This is a genomic window from Mesorhizobium sp. P2_C7 (assembly GCF_056404515.1).
The window spans coordinates 141,641-160,359 of record NZ_JBFUDW010000014.1 but is presented as its reverse complement, the minus strand read 5'-3'; the positions used below and the strand labels follow the sequence as shown (position 1 = coordinate 160,359).

Below are 18,719 nucleotides of genomic sequence, written 5' to 3'. Positions count from 1 at the left end.
CCATGAATGGAATTCATGACGTTGGCGGCAAGCACGGCTTCGGTCCGGTGCTGGTTGAACAGAACGAACCCTATTTCCACGAGGAATGGGAGGGGCGGATGCTATCGATGATGATCGCGTGCTTCGCAGCCGGCATCTACAACGTGGACCAGTTCCGGCATCCGATCGAGAAGATGGATCCGCGCCATTACCTGATGTCGAGCTACTACGAGAAGTGGCTCTGCACCGTCGAACAGAACTGCATCGATGCCGGCATCGTTACCCGCGAGGAAGTCGATGCCCGCCATGCCCAGCTCATGAAAGGAGAAGCAGCATGAACATGCTCACCCCCGATATGGTGCCGACGGTTCTGGCCACAGGCGATCCGGCCCGCGTCGATGCAAACGTCCCGCCGAAGTTCAAGGCCGGCGACCGGGTAACGGTCGTCAATTTGAACCAGGTCGCGCACAACCGGCTGCCTGCCTATATCAGGGGCAAGGCCGGAACCGTTACTTTCGATCACGGCGTGTTCGTGTTCCCGGACACCAGCGCCCACCGGAATGGCCCCAAGCCACAGCACGTCTACACGGTGGTCTTCACGGCTCGCGAGTTGTGGGGCGACGCCGGCCATCCGCAGGACCGAATGTATGTCGACGCCTGGGACGATTACCTCGAGAGCGCGGACTAGCGCGCTTTCCAACTTCTCATCCACTCCGGCTTGAAGAGGATCTTTCCATGGACCAGAATAGCAGCCTCGATCAGCTTCCCGGCCTTCCACGCAATGAAGGCGGACCGCTCTTTGCCGAGCCTTGGCAACTCACCGCGTTCGGGATCGTTCTCGCGCTTCACCGCAACGGCTATTTCCAGTGGCGGGAATGGGTGAACTACATCAGCGCCGAAATCGAACTCGGCAAGACCTATGGCCTCGACCCGGAAAGCCACAACGGGATCTACTACCATCAATGGCTTGCCGCGCTCGAGAAACTGGTGACCGACAAGAAGCTGTCAAGCTTCGATGAGCTGATGGCGCGCAAGGAACAATGGCGTCACGCTGACGAACATCGCAGCTTTGGCGAACCGCTCAGCCTTGACGGACATGATCATGGTCATTCTCACCACCACCATCATCATCATCACGATCATTCTCATGACCACGATCACAGTTGCCGCGCGCCAGCGACCCGGCTGGCGTGAACCACAAGCCGGCAGCAGCGCCGCAATCGCAGAGTGGGGGCGGACGAACATTTCGTTGCCAAGTCATTCCAACAAACACCGTTCAGGAGAACTTCCATGTCCGAAATCGCTCTTAAACCCGTTGCCCTGCCGGCACCCATTCCGGTTCGCGAGCTTCTGCCCTGGGCCATCTTTGGCGGGCTGATGCTGATGCTAGCGATCTATTTCATCGGTGCCGAAGAGGGCGCGACGTCGCTGATCCGTGGCATGTACGTCCACGAATTCGTCCACGACGGCCGCCATCTGCTCGGCTTTCCCTGCCACTAGCCAAGGAACACTGACATGGTTGGGAGTCTTTTGGTGCGGGGCATGCTGGTTGGCATCATAGCCGGCCTGCTTGCATTCGGTTTCGCCCGTGCGTTCGGCGAGCCGCAGGTCGATCACGCGATCGCTTTCGAGGAACAGCAGGCGCAGGCCGCAGGCGAGGCGCCGGAGCCCGAACTCGTCAGTCGCTCTACCCAGGCCGGTATCGGCCTGCTCACTGGCATTCTCGTCTATGGCGCATCCATAGGCGGGCTTTTCGCGCTGGTCTTCTCCTATGTCCAGGGACGGGTCAGTGGCTTTGGACCGCGCGGCACGGCAGCACTAATCGCGCTGGCCGGATTCGTCGCGATCATCCTGGTGCCGCAGTTCAAATATCCGGCCAACCCACCTTCCGTGGGTGATCCCGAAACGATCCAGGCGCGCACCCAGCTCTTCTTTGTACTGCTGACCGTGTCGATCTTGGCGGCAGTGGCCTCGATCGGCCTCGCCAGACACTTGGCATCACGATACGGAACCTGGAATGCCTGGATAGCGGCGGGGGGTGCCTATTTTCTCGTGATGTCTCTTGCCGAATATGCGCTGCCGCCGATCAATGAAGTTCCGGAGCAGTTTTCTGCCGCTGTACTGTGGAATTTCCGCCTTGCCTCACTCGGTATCCAGACGGTTCTTTGGACTGCGATCGGCGTGCTTTTCGGAGTGGTCGCCAAGCGCAGGCTGGTCGAGCGTCGCGACGGTCGACCGGTGGCAAGCGTGGCGGTCCGCTAGGCCATTCCGGGATGCCGCGGAGCATCCGGGTGTCCACGCGCGCCGCGGCATGGTGTTTCTGTCTTTTGCTGCTCTCGATGATTGCGGAATCGGCGCAGGCGCATCGCCAGAAGTCAGACCTGGACAGATCAGGTCTTCAAATCCCAGCTTTAACTCACGGCCAAATGGCCGTGATCGCCAACTATCGCAGCGAAGTTCTTGATCTGGCGGCCAACCAAGATCGTACGGATCAAAAGTTTCGCAGGCTGCTGAATTTCGCCAATCTGCAGTATGCCACCTGTCTTTGGGGACTGATGCCCGGCAGCATTGGAGATGAAACAAGCCCGTTCAATGAATGCAGCCATGCCTATCTGTCCGCGATGCAGGCAGCGCTGACGCATCTGCGCGAGATGTCGGCAGATAAACCGGCCGTCGAGGCGCTGATATCACGGATCGACGCAGACATGGTGCAGAACCGCGCGTCGTTCGTCATGTGTCAGTTCAGCGGCGAGACCTTCAATACGGCGTCGCTGGTCATCCCGAACTGGGGGAACATCCTCTGGCACCTGCCCAGCCTGGTTGCAGTAGGCATCATCTTTTTGGCGACGATGGCAGGTGTCCTGTTTCCAATTCGCACCTTGCGGCAACGGGTTGGGAAAACCGAGCGGCACCCCATTCCCGGGGACGTCTGAACACCGAAACCTGAAGAGTGGATAACGCGGCAGCCAGTCGAGCGCTCGCTGCCGGCCAACGCGAGGTGTTGTCAGCTTCGCACTCGCCACGACCCAAATGCCTTTGTCCTATCCACCAATCATGATCAGTCGGTTCGCGCTGTCGGTGGCTCAGCTAAATCCCGACGACCAGTGCACCGCCGCTGAGACCCGCACCCGCTGCCGCAAGGAGAATTTTCTCGCCCGGCCGGAACGGCTCGGTCAGATGAGCGAGCGACAGTGAGAGCGGGATCGTCGCGGCCGAAGAGTTGCCGTAGTCGGCGATTGTCTTGACGATTGCTTCATCTGCAATGCCGAGGCTCCTCCCGACCGCATCGAAAATGCGGGCATTGGCCTGGTGCGGCACGAACCGATCGATGTCCTGCGGCTGCGTTCGGGCTGCGGCGAGCGCGTCCTTTGAACATGCAGTCATCATGTCCACGGCCCTGGCGAACACTTCGCGGCCGTCGGTCATCGTCATTCGGGTTTGCCCGAGATCCAGGCCACTTTGGAACGGGACGTTGCTTCCGCCCGCCGGGATCTGGATCAGCCCGTAGCGCGAGCCGTCGGAATCCACCGAGGCACCGAGAATGCCCCGATCAGGATCCTCGCACGGACCGATCACCAGGGCGCCGGCGGCATCGGCGAAAAGGACCGAGCTTGCGCGCTCGGCCGGATTGATGCGACGGCTGAGGATGTTGGCGGCGATGACCAAAGCTGATTTACCATGCAGGCGGGTGAAGCCGTCCGCGAACATCAGCGCATAGATGAAGCCGGCGCAGGCGCCGGTCAGATCGATCGCACCTGCTCGTCCAAGTCCCAGCTTGTGCGCGACGAGGGGGGCGCTGGGCGGCAGAAGGTGGTCGGGCGTCGAGGTGGCAAGCAACAGGAGACCGATGTCGCTGCGATCAATAGCGGCGTTCGCCAGCGCCATCTCGCCTGCACGCACAGCAAGGCCGGACAGCGTGTCTTCGTCTGTCGCCCAGAAGCGCGAACGAATTCCGGTGCGCCGCTCGATCCAGCCTGGCTCGAGCCCGAGACGATCTTCGATCTCCTGATTCTCGACCTTGCGCGCCGGCGCATGATGGCCGAACCCGAGAATGCGCGACGACCTGCTCATGGCCCCGAACCGAAGCGTTCACTGGCCTCCTCGATGGCGTCATAGAGACCGTCCAGTTCCTCGCTGGTGATGCAATAGGGCGGCAGAAGATAGAGGACATTGCCAAGCGGACGCACGAGCAGGCCGCGCTCGAGGAAAAAAGCCCGTAGTTTTGGCCCGATCTCGGCCAGATAGCCAGCGGAGCCGGTGCGCAGATCGAGAGCCGTGATCGTCCCGGTCGCCCGGCTGTCGGTGAAGCGAGGGTTATCGCGAAAGCGTTGAAGCCCGGCGGCCTGCTTTGCACTCAGGGCCGCGACCCGCTCGGCTACCGGCTCGTCGCGCCAGATCTCGACATTGGCGAGTGCGGCCGCGCAGGCAATCGGATTGGCGGTGTAGGAACTCGAGTGGAAGAAGGTCTTCTTGCGGTCGTCGGAAAAATGGGCCCGGAAGATGGCCTCGGTGGCGAGCGTCGCCGCCAGCGGGATGGCGCCTCCGGTCAAGCCCTTCGAGGTGCACAGGATGTCCGGAGAGATGGATGCCTGCTCGCAGGCGAACATGGTTCCGGTGCGGCCCCAGCCGGTCATCACCTCGTCGGCGATCAGCAGCGTGCCCGAAGCTTCGGCGATCTTCTTCAGTTCGGTCAGAACCGAGGCCGGATACATCAGCATACCGCCGGCGCCAAGCACCAGCGGCTCGACGATCAGCGCGGCGGCGTGCCGGTCGCGGCTGACGGCCTCGAACCGATCAAGCGTCTCCTGCTCTCGCCCGGCGGCCGGGAAGGGGATGGTATCGACCTCGAACAGCAACCGCTCGTAGGCAGCGTTGAACACACCGCGGGCGCCGACGCTCATCGTGCCGATGGTGTCGCCATGATAGCTGTGCTCCATGACGACGATACGCGTGCGCGGTGCGCCGATGTTGCGGAAATAGCCGAGCGCCATCTTCAGCGCGACCTCGACGCAGGTCGAGCCGCTGTCGGAGTAGAACACCCAGTCAAGGCCGGCCGGAGCGAGGCCGACAAGCGCCCTGGCCAGGCGTTCGGCCGGCTCGTGGGTGAAGCCGGCGAAGATGATCTGGTCCAGGCTCGCCGCGGTCGTTTCGATGGCCTTCATGATATGGGGATGGCGGTGGCCGTGGGTGACGACCCACCAGGAGGAAATGGCATCCAGGATGCGCGTGCCGTCGGCCTTGTGGATATAGGCGCCGTCCGTCCGGACGATTTCAGGGATCGTCGGTTCGAGCGCGTGCTGTGTGAACGGATGCCACACACGGGACTGCGACATCATTCGCCCCCTGCGATCGCTGTGAGGTCGAAGCCGGCAACGATGGCTTCTCTCAGCGTTTCACTCGTCAGCGGATCGATGCGCGGCAGTCTGCCAAGCTGGCGCACACCGCTGAACTCCACGATGGTTCTTTGCGTATCGGCCACCTCATCACCGATGAAGGCAATGCCGATGAGCGGGATGGAACGGGCCCTGAGCGCCTCGATCGACAGCAGGGTGTGGTTGATCGTGCCGAGCGTGGTACGGGCGCACAGGATAACCGGCATCCGCCATTGCGCGAATATGTCAATGAACCTTGTCTGTCGGTTGAGTGGCACCATCAGCCCGCCAGCGCCTTCGATGACAAGCGGACCCGGCAAGGCTGGAAGCGAGAGCTTTGCCGCCTCGATCGCAACGCCGTCGATTTCCGCTGAACGATGCGGCGACAGCGGCGTTCTCAGACGGTAAACTTCCGGCAGGACGCGCCCGGCCGGCAAACCGGAAAGCCGGGCAACAACCTCGCTGTCGGTTTCGCCGTCGAGTCCCGATTGCACCGGCTTCCAGTAGAAGCCGTCGAGCTGGCCGGCGAGCCCGGCCGAAAACACCGTCTTGCCGATGCCGGTATCCGTTCCGGTGATGACGATGCGCTTGGTCATGCCGAGGCCAACACCTCGACGAGCGCCTCGACCATGGCCGAAATGTCGGCTTCGTCGACGTTGAGCGTCAGCGAAATGCGCAGACGCGACGTGCCCTCGGGTACGGTCGGCGGACGAATGCCGCGTATGTCGAAGCCGCGTGCCTGGAGCGCTGTCGCCACCGCCATGGTGCGCCTGACGTCGCCGATGACAAAGGGCTGGATCTGCGAGCCGCTGGGTGCGACGCCGCAGCGCCCGGCCAATTGGCGGCCCGCGAAGGCAACGCGCTCCTGCAACTGGACACGGCGCATAGGCTCATCGGACAGCATGGCAATCGCCTCGCGCGCTGCCACGGCCATCAGCGGTGATGGCGCGGTGGCGTAGATGAATGGCCGGCACCGGTTGACGAGATAGTCGCACAGCGTTCGTGGAGCGGTGACTAGCGCGCCCGACGCTCCGAGCGCCTTGCCGCAAGTGTGGAGTGCGATGATGTTGTCGCGGCCCTCGAAACCGGCGGCAAGGCCGCGGCCCTCCGGTCCCCATACGCCGGTGGCATGCGCCTCGTCGACGACGATGAACGCCTCGTGCCGATCGGCAAGCGCGACCAGGCTTTCCAGCGGCGCGCGGTCGCCATCCATGCTGTAAAGGCTTTCGACCGCGATCCAGACGCGCCCGGTGCCGCCTTCGGCGCGCCAGCGCGTGATCGCGTCCTCGACAGCATCGACGTCGTTGTGCGCGGCGAGCTTGAACTCAGCGCGGCCAGCGCGAGCCCCCTCATGCATGCTGGCATGGGCGAGTTCGTCGAGGACCAAAAGGTCACCCTTCTGCGGCAGCGCGGTCAGAAGAGCGAAATTGGCGATGTAGCCGCTACCGAAGAACAGCGCGCGTTCAGCTCCGAAAAACGCCGCCGCGTCCGCCTCCAGAGCCTCGTGTTCCGGCGCGTTGCCGCGCAGCAGCCGCGACCCGGTGGCGCCGACCGGCGTGCCCTGCGCGATTGCCGCCGCAACCGCGTCGCCTAGCCTTTTCGAAGCGGCAAGCCCGAGATAGTCGTTCGACGAGAAGTCGAGGCCGGCGCGCGGCGACAGCGTCCGCAGCCGGTCCTTGCGCGCCAGCCCCTGCAGGGTCGCGTCATAGCGGGCAAGCGGTATCCCGCTCATTGCGTCTCGAGGTCCATCGGCTCGATGCCGAGACGCCGGAACAGCAGACTATCCTTGTCCTCGCGGGGATTGTCCGCCGTCAGCAGCGTGTCGCCGACGAAGATCGAGTTGGCGCCGGCAAAGAAGCACAGCGCCTGCATCTCGTCGGTCATGGCGGTGCGGCCGGCCGAAAGCCGGACATGCGATTTCGGCATCATGATGCGCGCCAGTGCGATCACGCGCACGAATTCGATCGGCTCGATCGGCCTGGCGTCGGCAAGCGGGGTACCGGCGATCGGGATCAGCATGTTGATCGGAACGCTTTGCGGATGTTCCGGTAGATTGGCCAGTGTCACCAGCATGTCGATCCGGTCCACCGGCTCTTCGCCCATGCCGACAATACCGCCGCAGCAGACCTTGATGCCGGATTGGCGAACCTGTTCGAGCGTATCGAGCCGGTCGGCAAAGCTGCGCGTGCTGATAATCTCGCTGTAGTAGCGTTCCGACGTATCGATGTTGTGGTTGTAGTAGTCGAGACCAGCCTGTTTCAGGCGAGTTGTCTGCTCGAGATCGAGCATGCCGAGTGTCATGCAGGTTTCCATGCCGAGCGCCTTGACCCCTTCGATCATAGCCACCACCGCATCCATGTCGCGCGCCTTGGGGTTTCGCCACGCGGCACCCATGCAATAGCGGGTGGCGCCGGCGTCGCGCGCCTTGGTTGCCTCGGCGATGACGCGCCTGACCTCCATCAGCTTCGACGCCTTCAGGCCGGTTTCGTGATGCGCCGACTGACTGCAATAGCCGCAATCCTCCGGGCATCCGCCTGTCTTGATGCTGAGAAGCCGGCTGAGCTGGACCTTGTTCGGATCGAAATTCTGACGGTGAACGGTCTGCGCCTGAAACAGCAGATCATTGAAAGGGGCATCATGCAGCGCCCGAGCCTCTTCAAGGGTCCACGTCCGGTCGCCGTCGAAGGATCGAGCCTCAGGCATGGTCTTTTCCGATATCGCTGTATGCATTTCCATGCTGTTCCTTGCGTTGTGCGACACAGGCGCCTTTGAAATGGCGGACACGGTCGAAAGAAGCTGGGTAGGCTGGATGGTCAGCCCCGACGGTTAAGGCTCACGATAGTCGAGACCGATATCGAGGATCGGCGCGCTGTGAGTCAACCAGCCGATGGAAATCAAATCGATGCCGGTTGCGGCAACGGCTGGCGCAATCGCGGTGGTGATCCTGCCCGACGCCTCGGTTGTGGCCCGGCCGGCAACCATGGCTACCGCCTGGCGAAGCTCGTCGACCGACATATTGTCGAGCAGCACGGCGTCGGGGGCCAGAGCAAGCACCTCTTCCAGCTGGGCCAGCGTATCGACCTCGACTTCGATCTTGACGAGATGGCCGGCGCTGCTTCGCGCCCGCTCGATTGCTGTACGAATTCCACCGGCCAAGGCAATATGATTGTCCTTGATCAGGATCGCGTCGTCGAGGCCGAAGCGGTGATTGGAGCCGCCACCGGCGCGCACGGCATATTTTTCGATAGCCCGCAAGCCGGGGGTCGTCTTGCGCGTGCAGACGATCTTTGCGCCGTGGCCGCGAACCGCGGTGACGACCGACGCCGTCGCCGTGGCGATGCCACTCAGATGGCACAGGAAATTGAGCGCCGTCCGCTCCGCCGTGAGTATGGCCCGGGCCGGACCGCTCACCGATGCAATGATTTCCCCTTGCACGACCTCGCTGCCGTCTGAACGATGCACGGTCATTTCCACATTCTGGTCGATAAGCCGGAAGGCGAGCATCGCCAGATCGAGCCCGGCGACAGTTCCAGCCTGGCGTGCCGAAAGGACGGTCGTTGCCCAAAGGTTCTTCGGTACGATGGCATCGGTGGTCACGTCGCCGGCCCTGCCGAGGTCTTCGAGCAGAGCTGCACGCACAAGGGGTTCGAGCATGATTGCGGGAAGTGGTGAGAGGTTCATCACGCGACGCTTTCCAGCATTGGGGAGGATTCGAATTCCAGCGCTGCGGCAATGGCCGCGTCGAGCGTAATCTGGGAGCGGCGGGCGACGGCGGCATCGTGGGGGAAGTCCGTCCGGAAATGAGCGCCGCGGCTTTCCCGGCGCAGCAAGGCGGCAACTGTGATCATCAGCCCGACGGCGGCGGGATCCGACGCCGTTTCGTGTCGCTGCGACAGCGCCAGCAGGGTCCGGGCAGCCTGCTCCAACCCTTTGCCGTCCCGCGTGACGCCGAGGGCATGTGACAGGAGGGGGCGCACAGGCCCTGGATCTGGCGCGGGCAGGCCAGAGGCCATCGCTGGCTTTCCGCGGTGCTCAGGCGAAGCGGCTACACTCTCGGCAACCCAGCGCGCGCAAACGATGGCTTCGGTCAGCGAGTTGCTGGCAAGCCGGTTGGCCCCGTGCAGGCCGGTCGAGGCAACCTCTCCGCAAGCCCAAAGTCCCGGAATTGATGTGCGCCCGGCCAGATCCACGGCGACACCACCCATATGATAGTGCTGGGCCGGCCGGATAGGGATGAGATCCCGCGCCGGATCGATACCGGCCTTGCCGCAGGCCGAAGCGATCGTTGGAAAATGCTGCGCGAATGTCGCGCCCGGCTTTTCGCGCGCATCGAGGAAGACGCGATGGCCGTCGGCAAGATGCCGCCAGACGGCGCGCGCGACGATGTCGCGCGGTGCGAGTTCCGCCCCGGGCACGCCATCGAGGAAACGTCGGCCTGTCTCGTCAACGATTGTCGCGCCTTCGCCGCGAACCGCCTCGCTGATCAGCGGCATCGGACGGCAGGGCCCGTCAAGCGCGGTCGGGTGGAACTGGATGAACTCGAGGTCGGCAAAAATTGCACCGGCGCGTGCGGCGAGTGCCAGGCCTTGTCCGCAGCTGCCGAGCGGGTTTGTCGTGTCGTGGAACAGGCCGCCGATCCCGCCTGTGGCGAGAACGACCCGTCCTGTGGCGACGAACACCGGACCCGTAGAACAACCCGCCAGCACCCCGGTGACCCTGCCGTCTGCCACGATCAGCCGGCGCGCTTCGATGCCCTCGACGACCACAATCGACGGCGTGGAGCGCACGGCGGCGACAAGGGCGCGCATAATCTCGCGACCGCTGCCGTCACCCCCGGCATGAACGATGCGCCGCCGGCCATGCGCGGCCTCCAGCCCGAGACGTAGCGCGCCTTCGGGTGTCCGATCGAAGCGAACTCCAAGGCGCGACAGATCCTCGGTCGCGGCCGGCGCCGCGTACACGATGCGCCTTGCTGCTTCCGAATCGCAAAGGCCGTCGCCTGCGGCGAGCGTGTCGGAAAGATGAAGCGCCGGTTCATCATCGTCGCCTAGGCTCGCGGCCAACCCGCCCTGGGCCCACGCACTCGACGCATCCGCGCCAAGCGGCGATCTCGACAGCAGAAGCACCGGCTCCGGTGCCAGATGCAGCGCAGTCATCAGCCCGGCTATGCCGCCGCCGATGATGACCGGCCGGTCGGCGAGATTGCGGACGTCCATGCTCATACCGCCAGCATCCGCTCGACGGCCAGACGGGCGCGCCCGGCGATCTCGGGCGCGATGGTTACCACATGGCGGTTCTGCTCGAGCGCGGTACGGATGTTGGCGAGCGTTATCCGCTTCATGTGCGGGCACAGATTGCAGGGGCGGATGAATTCCACATCGGGATGGTCGACCGCGACATTGTCGCTCATCGAACATTCCGTCATCAGCACGACGCGGGGCGGCTTTTGTCGCCCGACATAGTCGGACATCGCCGCGGTCGAGCCGGAAAAATCTGCCTCGGCCACCACTTCTGGCGGGCACTCGGGATGTGCCAAAACCGTCACACCCGGATGGTCCTCGCGCAGCTGGCGGATGTCGGCAGGCGTGAAGCGCTCATGCACCTCGCAATGCCCTTTCCAGGCGATGATCTGCACGTCGGTCTGAGTGGCGATGTTCTGGGCCAAATATTCGTCCGGCAGCATGATCACCTGGGGAACGCCAAGCGACTCGACGACAGCCTTCGCATTGCCGGAGGTGCAGCAGATGTCGGACTCGGCTTTCACCTCGACCGAGGTGTTGACATAGGTGACGACCGGCACACCGGGATAGCGCTGCCGAAGCAGGCGGACATCCTCGGCGGTAATCGAGTCGGCCAGCGAACAGCCCGCCCGCAGGTCGGGAATGAGCACCGTCTTTTGCGGATTGAGCAGCTTCGCCGTCTCGGCCATGAAATGCACGCCTGCCAGCACGATGACATCGGCTTCGGCCGTCATCGCCTTGCGCGCAAGCGCCAGACTGTCGCCGACGATGTCGGCCACACAGTGGAAGATCTCCGGCGTCTGGTAGTTGTGCGCCAGGATGACGGCATTTCGCTGCCGCTTCAGATCGAGAATAGCGTCGATATCATCCGCAAATGCCGGCCATTCGATGGGCGGAATGACTCGCCGTACCCGGTCGTAGAGTGCGGAGCTCAGCGTCATTCTTGTCCCTCACATATGCTCGCTTTGAGTATATATGGGGCATATGCTTATATGGAGCATAAGGATTGTCAAGCACGCGAAAGTGGCAATTTCGTCCCTGCGACCGCCCGCTCGGCCAGAACGCCGTGCCGGAAGCGAAACAGCTTGGCCGGTCGGCCGCCTGTGTCGGTTGTTGATGATCCGGTCTCTTCGACAAGTTCCTGCTGCTCTACCAGCCGCCTGAAATTCTGCTTGTGGACGAGCCGACCGGCGAGCGCCTCGACGCTGCGCTGGAGTTGCAGGAGCGTGAAGACCGACGGCATGAGTTCGAAGACGACGGGACGATATTTGATCTTGGCGCGCAACCTGGCGATGCCGGTGGCCAGGATACGGCGGTGATCGGCCGCCATTGCAAGGCCGAAGGCCGATAGAGTGCCGTTTTCGCCTTGGCGGCGATGCGCTTCCCCGACAAGGGCCGCTTCGTAGAGCAACTCGTAGCGTTGCAGCACCAGTTCCTCATTCCAGCCATTACCATCAAGACCGAAGGCGATCGCCGCTCGCTGCCAGCGGTCATCGTGCGCAGGGCGATCGTCGGCGCCATCCGCCCAGGCCTTCAGGTGCGGAACGATCACGTCCGGCAATGCAGAGGGAACACCTGCACGGTGATCTTCCCAGGGGAAATAGTCGTACCAGTTGCGCCAGGCGGCTTTGTCGGCGGGTGCCGCCTGCTCCTCCCGGGTCAAGGCCAGGTAGCTGATGGAAACCACGCGTTGCGCGCTCCCGTTTGCTGTCCTGTCGCGATCGGCGAAAGTGTAGAGCTGCTCGATATAGCCCAAAGGGTGGCGTGTCTGGTGTTCGACCCAATCTCTTAGCCCCGACTGCAGCGAACGATGTCCAAGTTCGAATGGGCCGGAAGGCAGGGATTGACCTCGCTCGATGGTCATGACGCGCGGCTGGCCAATCGTCACCGCGACCAGCACCGCAATCAGTTCCGCTGCAATAGAATGGCGTTGGCCGCTTTTTGCGGACTGCCTCACAATATCTCCCGCCTCATTTTTGCGTAGTCCTCGATCATGGTGCGCTGGCAATTGTCTGCCCTACGGCCAAGGGTTTGATTCTGAGCGTGAACCGGGCCGTGGCGGCAGTCAACGTTTCAACCCAGGCACCAGGCGGGGTTGGACCGATGGTTGACAGCGTTGGCGAAGGCAGTCGCGAAGGTCATCGAGGAAGACATCCGCACCCTGGGGGCCTACAATTCCCCAGTGCCGATGGGGGCCCCCGCAGTCCGATCCGGAACCATCGAAGAGAAGGAACCACCAGATGAAGAGCGTCAAGATCTTGGATCAGGTCACACCAAGCCGCCGTGATTTCTTTGCAGTCGCCACGACGGGCTTCGTTGCCGCTCAACTCGGCACGCTCGGATCGGCGGCAGCGGCACAGCAGACTGAGTCGGGTTCCACAGTTAAGCCTGGAGCACATACTTCCTTCGCAGCGCTAAAGCAGATCGACGCCGGCGTGCTGAATGTTGGATACGCTCAAGATGGCCCTGAAAATGGCCCTGTTGTCATCTTGCTGCATGGCTGGCCCTACGACATTCACAGCTATGTCGACGTGGCTCCGATCCTGGCCAAGGCCGGCTATCGGGTGATCGTTCCCTACCTGCGCGGCTACGGTCCTACCCGCTTTCTGTCCGCCGAAACGCCGCGCAAAGGCCAGCCGGCGGCGCTCGCCGTCGACATCATCGCGCTGATGGACGCGCTGAAAATCGATAGGGCCGTCTTCGGCGCTTTTGACTGGGGCGCGCGGACCGCCAACATTATCGCCGCACTCTGGCCGGAGCGCTGCAAGGCGCAGGTGTCTGTGAGCGGCTATCTGATCGGCAACCAGCAAGCCGGCAAGGTGCCACTGCCCCCGAAGGCCGAGTTGCAATGGTGGTATCAGTACTATTTCGCGACCGAGCGAGGCGCGGCCGGCTACGCCAAATACACGCGCGACTTCGTGCGCCTGATCTGGGAACTCGCCTCGCCGCAATGGAAGTTCGACGACGCCACTTTCGCACGGTCGGCAACTGCTTTCGACAATCCCGATCATGTCGCGATCACGATCCACAATTACCGTTGGCGGCTTGGGCTGGCAGAGGGCGAAGCACAATACGACGACCTGGAGAAGCGGCTCGCCGCGGCTCCCGTGATCGGTGTCCCCACGATTACGCTCGAGGGTGACGCCAATGGGGCGCCTCATGCGGACCCAAGCGCGTACGCCAAGATGTTTTCGGGCAAATACGAGCACCGATTAATCAAGGGAGGCATCGGCCACAACCTGCCCCAGGAAGCGCCGCAGGCTTTTGTCGACGCTGTTGTCGCTGTCGCGGCATAAGTGACTTGCACCCTGCGTGACGGCGTCCGAGGCCGACTCTAACCTGGCACAATTGGCCCCCGGCTCTCGTGGAACGCCGATATGCGCATGCGAGCGCCTGACACCAATTGTCTGTGCGAAATCCGAGTATCAATGGAAGGCAAAGAAGCTCGACCGAATTTCAGGTCGATGTCTCGAGATCGCCAATGCCGGCGCCTTCCCGTTCTGCCAGTTTGATGATTTCGGCGAATCTGGCGTCGTCGATCTGTCCGGCCATGCACACGCCGTCCGTATGCCATCCGGGCCGTGACATTTCCTCGAATTCAGGATCCCGCAGCCGGTCGGCCAGCCTGCGATTGCAAACGAGATAGGCGTCTTCAAACTGCTTTACGACATATGCCGGCAACCCGAACGGCGGCCCTGGCAGGTGTCGTTGAAGAGCCAAAAGCGCTTCTGACATCGGTGGCAGACCCCGCTCGTTGAGCATTCGCGCAACCTCGGTCATTTCGGCGTTAAGGCTCCGGTTGGCATGAATTTCCTGCACCTGATCGATCGTTTCGATGCCAATACCCAGCCGCACCTTGAACGCGCTCAGCAGCGAACGCGGGCTATAGTTGATCATCCGCATGGCGGCATCGGGAAATGCGCCGGTCCAGCTCTCGTAGAGGCAATTCCAGTCAAGATGGGGATGATATTCGGCGCCGTCTACAATATCGCTGCGCCCGAGCGACTTGATGTCCTGCGCGTAGCCGCTAGCTGACAGGATGTCCTGCCGCCTCAGGACACAGACGATCATGACGACGTCCACATTCTCCTGCCTGAAATATTCCGCCACATGCAGCGGCTCGCAGATATGAAAGTATTCTGACGATATGATCGACACCAGATCGGGGTCGGACGAGAACAGCGTCTCCTTCTCGTCAGGAAGGTTGGCGAGACCCCTGATGTCGTCCAAGGCGCGCCGCGACACGTCCTGGACCAGGCTTGCGGCGACTTGATGCGAGGCCATGTCAGGAGCGACGTAGAAGCCGGCCGGCTGCAGGACAACACTGTTGTATCGGAGCCAGTTCTGCAGGAACGTGGTTCCAGTCTTGGCGAGGCCGATATGAAGGATTGCCCTGGGCATGAGTGCCAGCTCTATGGAGGACTTGTTCACTCTTCCTACGCCTAGTCGGCCCGGTTGAGCAACGGTCGATGCTGCCTGTCCGTTCTCGCGCTCCGCTTTGACCGACAAGCGATTCCCGCAGGGCTCGGATGCCCCGGACTCGCCGCGACGCAAATTCGTGTCGGAGCTCCTCGACGCCAGGCATGCGGCACAAACGCGACCTAAAAGGCAGGCTGCAGATTGTTTAATTGTCTCCAGATCGTAAGTTGGTGGTAGGGCGGCTTGTGGGTTGGCGGCGGACGGCTCAGAGAGAATCGATGTCAGATATCGATATTGCCGGCATACTGGCAGAGCATGAACCACTCGCCCGGTCGATCGCCGAAGCGAAAAAGGTCGCCTATGAGATCAGCAAGGATGACATGCTGCTCGATTTCTTCGTCCGGGCCGTCTTTCCGACAGATCACCGAAAAGCGATTGAAGCCTATTTCACAGGGGGAGAAGATTGCGCCAAACGCTTCGCCAACCTTTGCCGCGAGCACCTTTCATCTGGCCCAGCCAGCGTCCTTGAGTTCGCGTCGGGTTATGGCCGCGTCGCACGTTATGCGATGCACGTTCTGCCGGACGCAGCATGGGTTTGCAGCGACGTTCACCCAAATGCCGTCGAATTCCTATCAAACAAGATCGGCGTCAGGGCACACCTCTCGTCGACAAAACCGGAGGACTGGAGCATCGACGACGAGTTTGATGTTGTCTTTGCCCTATCGTTTTTTTCGCACATGCCAGACGCCACCTTCGCGCCGTGGCTTTCTCGCGTTCTCACGGCGGTGAAGCCGGGGGGTATCTTGATTTTCACAACGCACGGAGCCGTCACTCTCCGAAACATGAGAGCCGGGGGTTTGCCTGCGCAATTTGATGGCACCGGATTCTATTGGAACTCGAAAAGCGATCAGCGCGATCTGGACGCTCGCGACTATGGAACAAGCGCCGTTTCCCTTGGTTATGTTCAAAAAGCAGTGTCCGACGTCGAAGGGGTCGACTTGATCCGCTTCCAGCAGGCGTTTTGGTGGGGGCACCAAGACCTTTATGTCGTCCGCAAGCTCGATCAATAAGCTTGCTGTACAAACGATATGTCGCGTGAGGAAGGCGACTATACGAACTTAGAAGTAATACTACGTAGTAAATAGTTTTTTGCGAGCAGTTATTGCTGTGGCGTCTGGGTATGAAACCGTATTTATGTTGACCGACGCGAAGCCGGCTCGAATTGGAAATGTCCAAGCGTCGGCCCCAAACTCGGTGTGCACCATGAAGTCATACCCGCCTTGGTTCGAATCCCCATGGTAACTTGGCGGAAGCCCTTCTCTGTCGCGCGTCAAACGACCGACAATCGTTGGGACAGTATAACATAGGCATCCATCATCTGAGAGAACGCGCCCGCATTCCCTCAGAGCTTCAATCGGAAATGGCACGTGTTCCAGCGTATCGGAATGAACGACGAGATCAAACCGATCGTCCTCATAGGGCATGGACTGCATATCGACTGAGGGGTAGTCGGCACGGATATACAGTGGGAGAACCGAAAGTGTCTCAGACAATGACGAGCCGTTGATATCGAGAATGCGGAGACGGCGCGCTTCACTTGTATTGACAAACTCGACCAAAGTGTTGGGGGTGGAGACGGCTTCGCGAATTGCATTGGCTAAAGCAATCCCCCTTAGATTTGAGCCGCAATGCGTGCATTGCGTGCCTTGCTGCCGGTCGATATAGGCAACCTCGGCGGACGATAAATTCCACTCAGCGATCAGCCGAGGCCAAAGAACTTTGCTGTCCCGAAACTCATCATTCCCGCAAACTGTGCACGCCAACAAAGGAATCCTCCATAAGGCACATACTCAGGGCATTCGCGCAGAGGGCCAGACGTATAATAGTAGCAGTTCGCCGCTGGACCAGGCTATCGCCATCATGCACAGCGTGGTTTCGAAACTTTCCAATTGTCTGAGGTGGTTCATGCCGCGGGGATAGGTGTAGGTGGTGACCGTGCCCGCGGCATCCGTGCTGTCGAATCCAATGGTGCTTCGGCACGAAATCGCCATGCACTGCGCCAGCAAATCGATTATTTTCTTGCTGCGGTGGACCTGATTCCGCCCGGCTTGGGTTATCGCGAGGCAACTCCCAAGCGGCGCCGGCCAACTTGCCGAACTCAATTCGCAGATAGCCCGTCGTCACAGGGGAGCGCGGCGCCGGTTCGGGAAGGAATTCAGGCCAAGTCCTGCGTATTGACTTCAATCCATCCATTTGCGATCCGGAAGGACAAATGGGCGAAACCGATCGGCGCGCAATGGTATTTTCCGACCAGGCATTTCTCTTCCTTTACCTGCCGATCACGCTCTTGCTAGGTTCGATCCTTAATCGAACGAGATTATTCTCGCCGTTTATCTTCCTATCAAGCCTGATCTTCTTCTACTGGTCTTCTGGCCTTTACGTTCTGCTGCTGCTCTTCAGCATTGTGCTGAATTTCGCGGGCGCGATCGCGGTGGAGCGCTGGCATCACAAACTAGTGGTCACCGCCGTCGTCACACTGAACGTGTTGGTCCTCTGTTATTACAAGTATACGGCCTTCCTTCTTGGCTCTGTCGGATTTTTCGGGTCCGAGAGTCTGCAACACTTCGCGCAAACCATCATTCTCCCGATAGGGATCTCGTTTTTCACGTTCCAGGGCATCTCCTATGTGATCGACGTGTGGCGTGGCGAGGTAAAGGCTGAGCGCAACTTGGTGTTGTTTGGCGCCTACAAGGCCTTCTTCCCGCAGCTGATTGCCGGCCCGATCGTACGGTATCGGGACGTCGAGAAGGACTTCCACCATCCTGATCTCAACGCGGATATCTTTGCCGCCGGGGCCGGTCGGTTCATGGTCGGCCTTTGCAAAAAGGTCCTTATCGCGGACAGCGTCGCGGGCGTCGCGGACGCGTCCTTTGCCCTTGCCGGCGCGGAGCAAACCTTTGCCTCTGCCTGGCTCGGGGCAATCGCCTATTCGATCCAGATCTATTTCGACTTTTCGGGCTATTCGGACATGGCGATCGGCCTCGCCATGATGTTTGGAATCCGGTTCAAGGAGAACTTCAACCACCCCTACGCCGCGTCTACAATCACCGAGTTTTGGCGTCGCTGGCACATCTCGCTGTCGAGCTGGTTTCGCGACTACCTCTATATCCCTCTGGGCGGAAACAGGGCGGGCCTGGTGCGAACTTACGCAAACCTGATGATCGTGTTCCTTGCGACCGGGATATGGCATGGGGCGGCATGGACGTTCGTCTTGTGGGGCGCATACCACGGAATTTTTCTTATTGCGGAACGCCTGATCCTTGGAGGAAGGGCGTTTTCATCACAGGTCGTTCGGATGATCTATTTCTTTCCCGTCGTGATTTTCGGATGGGTCCTGTTCCGCGCAAACGACCTGGCAGTCTTCGCCAACCATGCACGCGCCATGCTGTTGCCGCTGGCGGACGGGGCGTTCGGGCTGCCCGGGTCGATGGATCTCGCGCTTTCGCCTCAGGGCAAAGTTGCTATGCTGTTGGCCTGCCTCCTCATAGTCATCCAGGGGCAGGTAAGGCCCTTGGGTGTGGTCGTAGCCGGAGCGACGGGCAGTGCCGCGTGCTTCGCCCGGCTTGTCTTCGTCAGCGTCGCAGCAATCATCTGCGCGATATACATCGTACCTCAGGCCTTCTCACCGTTCCTCTATTTCAGGTTCTGA

Annotated in this window: 20 protein-coding genes; 9 read left to right on the top strand and 11 right to left on the bottom strand. The window is 61.3% G+C overall.

Annotated features, from left to right (window positions below; translation table 11 throughout):
* The first annotated feature begins 2 nt into the window (after nucleotides 1-2).
* The 6 genes from AC1D2G_RS26135 (at nucleotide 3) to AC1D2G_RS26110 (ending at nucleotide 2,912) form a co-directional block, all read left to right on the top strand.
* The gene (locus tag AC1D2G_RS26135; protein ID WP_477417607.1) at nucleotides 3-317 is read left to right on the top strand and encodes a hypothetical protein; all 315 of its coding nucleotides are present in this window, start codon (nucleotides 3-5) and stop codon (nucleotides 315-317) included.
* The gene (locus tag AC1D2G_RS26130; RefSeq protein ID WP_477398516.1) at nucleotides 314-667 is read left to right on the top strand and encodes an SH3-like domain-containing protein; all 354 of its coding nucleotides are present in this window, start codon (nucleotides 314-316) and stop codon (nucleotides 665-667) included. Before AC1D2G_RS26135 ends, AC1D2G_RS26130 begins: the two co-directional genes overlap by 4 nt.
* Nucleotides 668-714: 47 nt before the next feature.
* Nucleotides 715-1,173 (top strand): nitrile hydratase accessory protein, encoded by a 459-nt coding sequence (locus AC1D2G_RS26125; RefSeq protein ID WP_477417605.1) that lies wholly within the window; start codon nucleotides 715-717, stop codon nucleotides 1,171-1,173.
* A gap of 96 nt (nucleotides 1,174-1,269) precedes the next feature.
* Nucleotides 1,270-1,479 (top strand): CbtB domain-containing protein, encoded by a 210-nt coding sequence (locus AC1D2G_RS26120; protein WP_457154031.1) that lies wholly within the window; start codon nucleotides 1,270-1,272, stop codon nucleotides 1,477-1,479.
* Nucleotides 1,480-1,494: 15 nt separating this feature from the next.
* The gene (locus AC1D2G_RS26115; RefSeq protein ID WP_477417603.1) at nucleotides 1,495-2,241 is read left to right on the top strand and encodes a CbtA family protein; all 747 of its coding nucleotides are present in this window, start codon (nucleotides 1,495-1,497) and stop codon (nucleotides 2,239-2,241) included.
* A gap of 29 nt (nucleotides 2,242-2,270) precedes the next feature.
* A complete protein-coding gene (locus AC1D2G_RS26110; protein WP_477417601.1) occupies nucleotides 2,271-2,912 on the top strand; it encodes a hypothetical protein in 642 nt (213 codons plus the stop codon).
* Nucleotides 2,913-3,066: 154 nt separating this feature from the next.
* Here AC1D2G_RS26110 and AC1D2G_RS26105 read toward each other — a convergent pair whose 3' ends face one another.
* The 9 genes from AC1D2G_RS26105 to AC1D2G_RS26065 form a co-directional block, all read right to left on the bottom strand.
* Nucleotides 3,067-4,050, bottom strand: a complete 984-nt coding sequence (locus AC1D2G_RS26105) for a beta-ketoacyl-ACP synthase III (protein WP_477417599.1) — start codon at nucleotides 4,048-4,050, stop codon at nucleotides 3,067-3,069.
* Nucleotides 4,047-5,312 (bottom strand): adenosylmethionine--8-amino-7-oxononanoate transaminase, encoded by a 1,266-nt coding sequence (locus tag AC1D2G_RS26100; protein WP_477417597.1) that lies wholly within the window; start codon nucleotides 5,310-5,312, stop codon nucleotides 4,047-4,049. The genes AC1D2G_RS26105 and AC1D2G_RS26100 overlap by 4 nt, the downstream gene beginning before the upstream one ends.
* Complete coding sequence (bioD, locus tag AC1D2G_RS26095; protein WP_477417595.1) at nucleotides 5,312-5,947, bottom strand: dethiobiotin synthase; 636 nt, start codon at nucleotides 5,945-5,947, stop codon at nucleotides 5,312-5,314. The genes AC1D2G_RS26100 and bioD overlap by 1 nt, the downstream gene beginning before the upstream one ends.
* Nucleotides 5,944-7,083 (bottom strand): 8-amino-7-oxononanoate synthase, encoded by a 1,140-nt coding sequence (locus AC1D2G_RS26090; protein ID WP_477417593.1) that lies wholly within the window; start codon nucleotides 7,081-7,083, stop codon nucleotides 5,944-5,946. The genes bioD and AC1D2G_RS26090 overlap by 4 nt, the downstream gene beginning before the upstream one ends.
* Nucleotides 7,080-8,054, bottom strand: a complete 975-nt coding sequence (gene bioB, locus AC1D2G_RS26085; RefSeq protein ID WP_477417591.1) for a biotin synthase BioB — start codon at nucleotides 8,052-8,054, stop codon at nucleotides 7,080-7,082. Before bioB ends, AC1D2G_RS26090 begins: the two co-directional genes overlap by 4 nt.
* 123 nt (nucleotides 8,055-8,177) lie before the next feature.
* Nucleotides 8,178-9,032, bottom strand: coding sequence for a carboxylating nicotinate-nucleotide diphosphorylase (nadC, locus tag AC1D2G_RS26080; RefSeq protein WP_477417589.1), 855 nt, complete (start codon nucleotides 9,030-9,032; stop codon nucleotides 8,178-8,180).
* Nucleotides 9,032-10,573, bottom strand: coding sequence for an L-aspartate oxidase (locus tag AC1D2G_RS26075; protein ID WP_477417587.1), 1,542 nt, complete (start codon nucleotides 10,571-10,573; stop codon nucleotides 9,032-9,034). Before AC1D2G_RS26075 ends, nadC begins: the two co-directional genes overlap by 1 nt.
* Nucleotides 10,570-11,532, bottom strand: coding sequence for a quinolinate synthase NadA (gene nadA, locus AC1D2G_RS26070; protein WP_477417585.1), 963 nt, complete (start codon nucleotides 11,530-11,532; stop codon nucleotides 10,570-10,572). Before nadA ends, AC1D2G_RS26075 begins: the two co-directional genes overlap by 4 nt.
* Before the next feature lie 68 nt (nucleotides 11,533-11,600).
* A complete protein-coding gene (locus AC1D2G_RS26065) occupies nucleotides 11,601-12,548 on the bottom strand; it encodes an NUDIX hydrolase (RefSeq protein ID WP_477417583.1) in 948 nt (315 codons plus the stop codon).
* 283 nt (nucleotides 12,549-12,831) lie between these two features.
* Here AC1D2G_RS26065 and AC1D2G_RS26060 point away from each other — a divergent pair, with 283 nt between their 5' ends.
* A complete protein-coding gene (locus AC1D2G_RS26060) occupies nucleotides 12,832-13,887 on the top strand; it encodes an alpha/beta hydrolase (protein WP_477417581.1) in 1,056 nt (351 codons plus the stop codon).
* Nucleotides 13,888-14,047: 160 nt separating this feature from the next.
* On the opposite strand, the gene AC1D2G_RS26055 is transcribed toward AC1D2G_RS26060, so the two are convergent.
* Nucleotides 14,048-15,145 (bottom strand): hypothetical protein, encoded by a 1,098-nt coding sequence (locus AC1D2G_RS26055; protein ID WP_477417579.1) that lies wholly within the window; start codon nucleotides 15,143-15,145, stop codon nucleotides 14,048-14,050.
* Nucleotides 15,146-15,288: 143 nt separating this feature from the next.
* Here AC1D2G_RS26055 and AC1D2G_RS26050 point away from each other — a divergent pair, with 143 nt between their 5' ends.
* Nucleotides 15,289-16,080 carry a class I SAM-dependent methyltransferase gene (locus AC1D2G_RS26050; protein WP_477417577.1) on the top strand — a complete coding sequence of 264 codons (792 nt, stop codon included), beginning with the start codon at nucleotides 15,289-15,291 and terminating at the stop codon, nucleotides 16,078-16,080.
* A gap of 60 nt (nucleotides 16,081-16,140) precedes the next feature.
* On the opposite strand, the gene AC1D2G_RS26045 is transcribed toward AC1D2G_RS26050, so the two are convergent.
* A complete protein-coding gene (locus AC1D2G_RS26045; RefSeq protein WP_477417576.1) occupies nucleotides 16,141-16,833 on the bottom strand; it encodes a class I SAM-dependent methyltransferase in 693 nt (230 codons plus the stop codon).
* Nucleotides 16,834-17,282: 449 nt separating this feature from the next.
* On the opposite strand from AC1D2G_RS26045, the gene AC1D2G_RS26040 reads away from it, so the two are divergent.
* Complete coding sequence (locus AC1D2G_RS26040; protein WP_477303368.1) at nucleotides 17,283-18,719, top strand: MBOAT family O-acyltransferase; 1,437 nt, start codon at nucleotides 17,283-17,285, stop codon at nucleotides 18,717-18,719.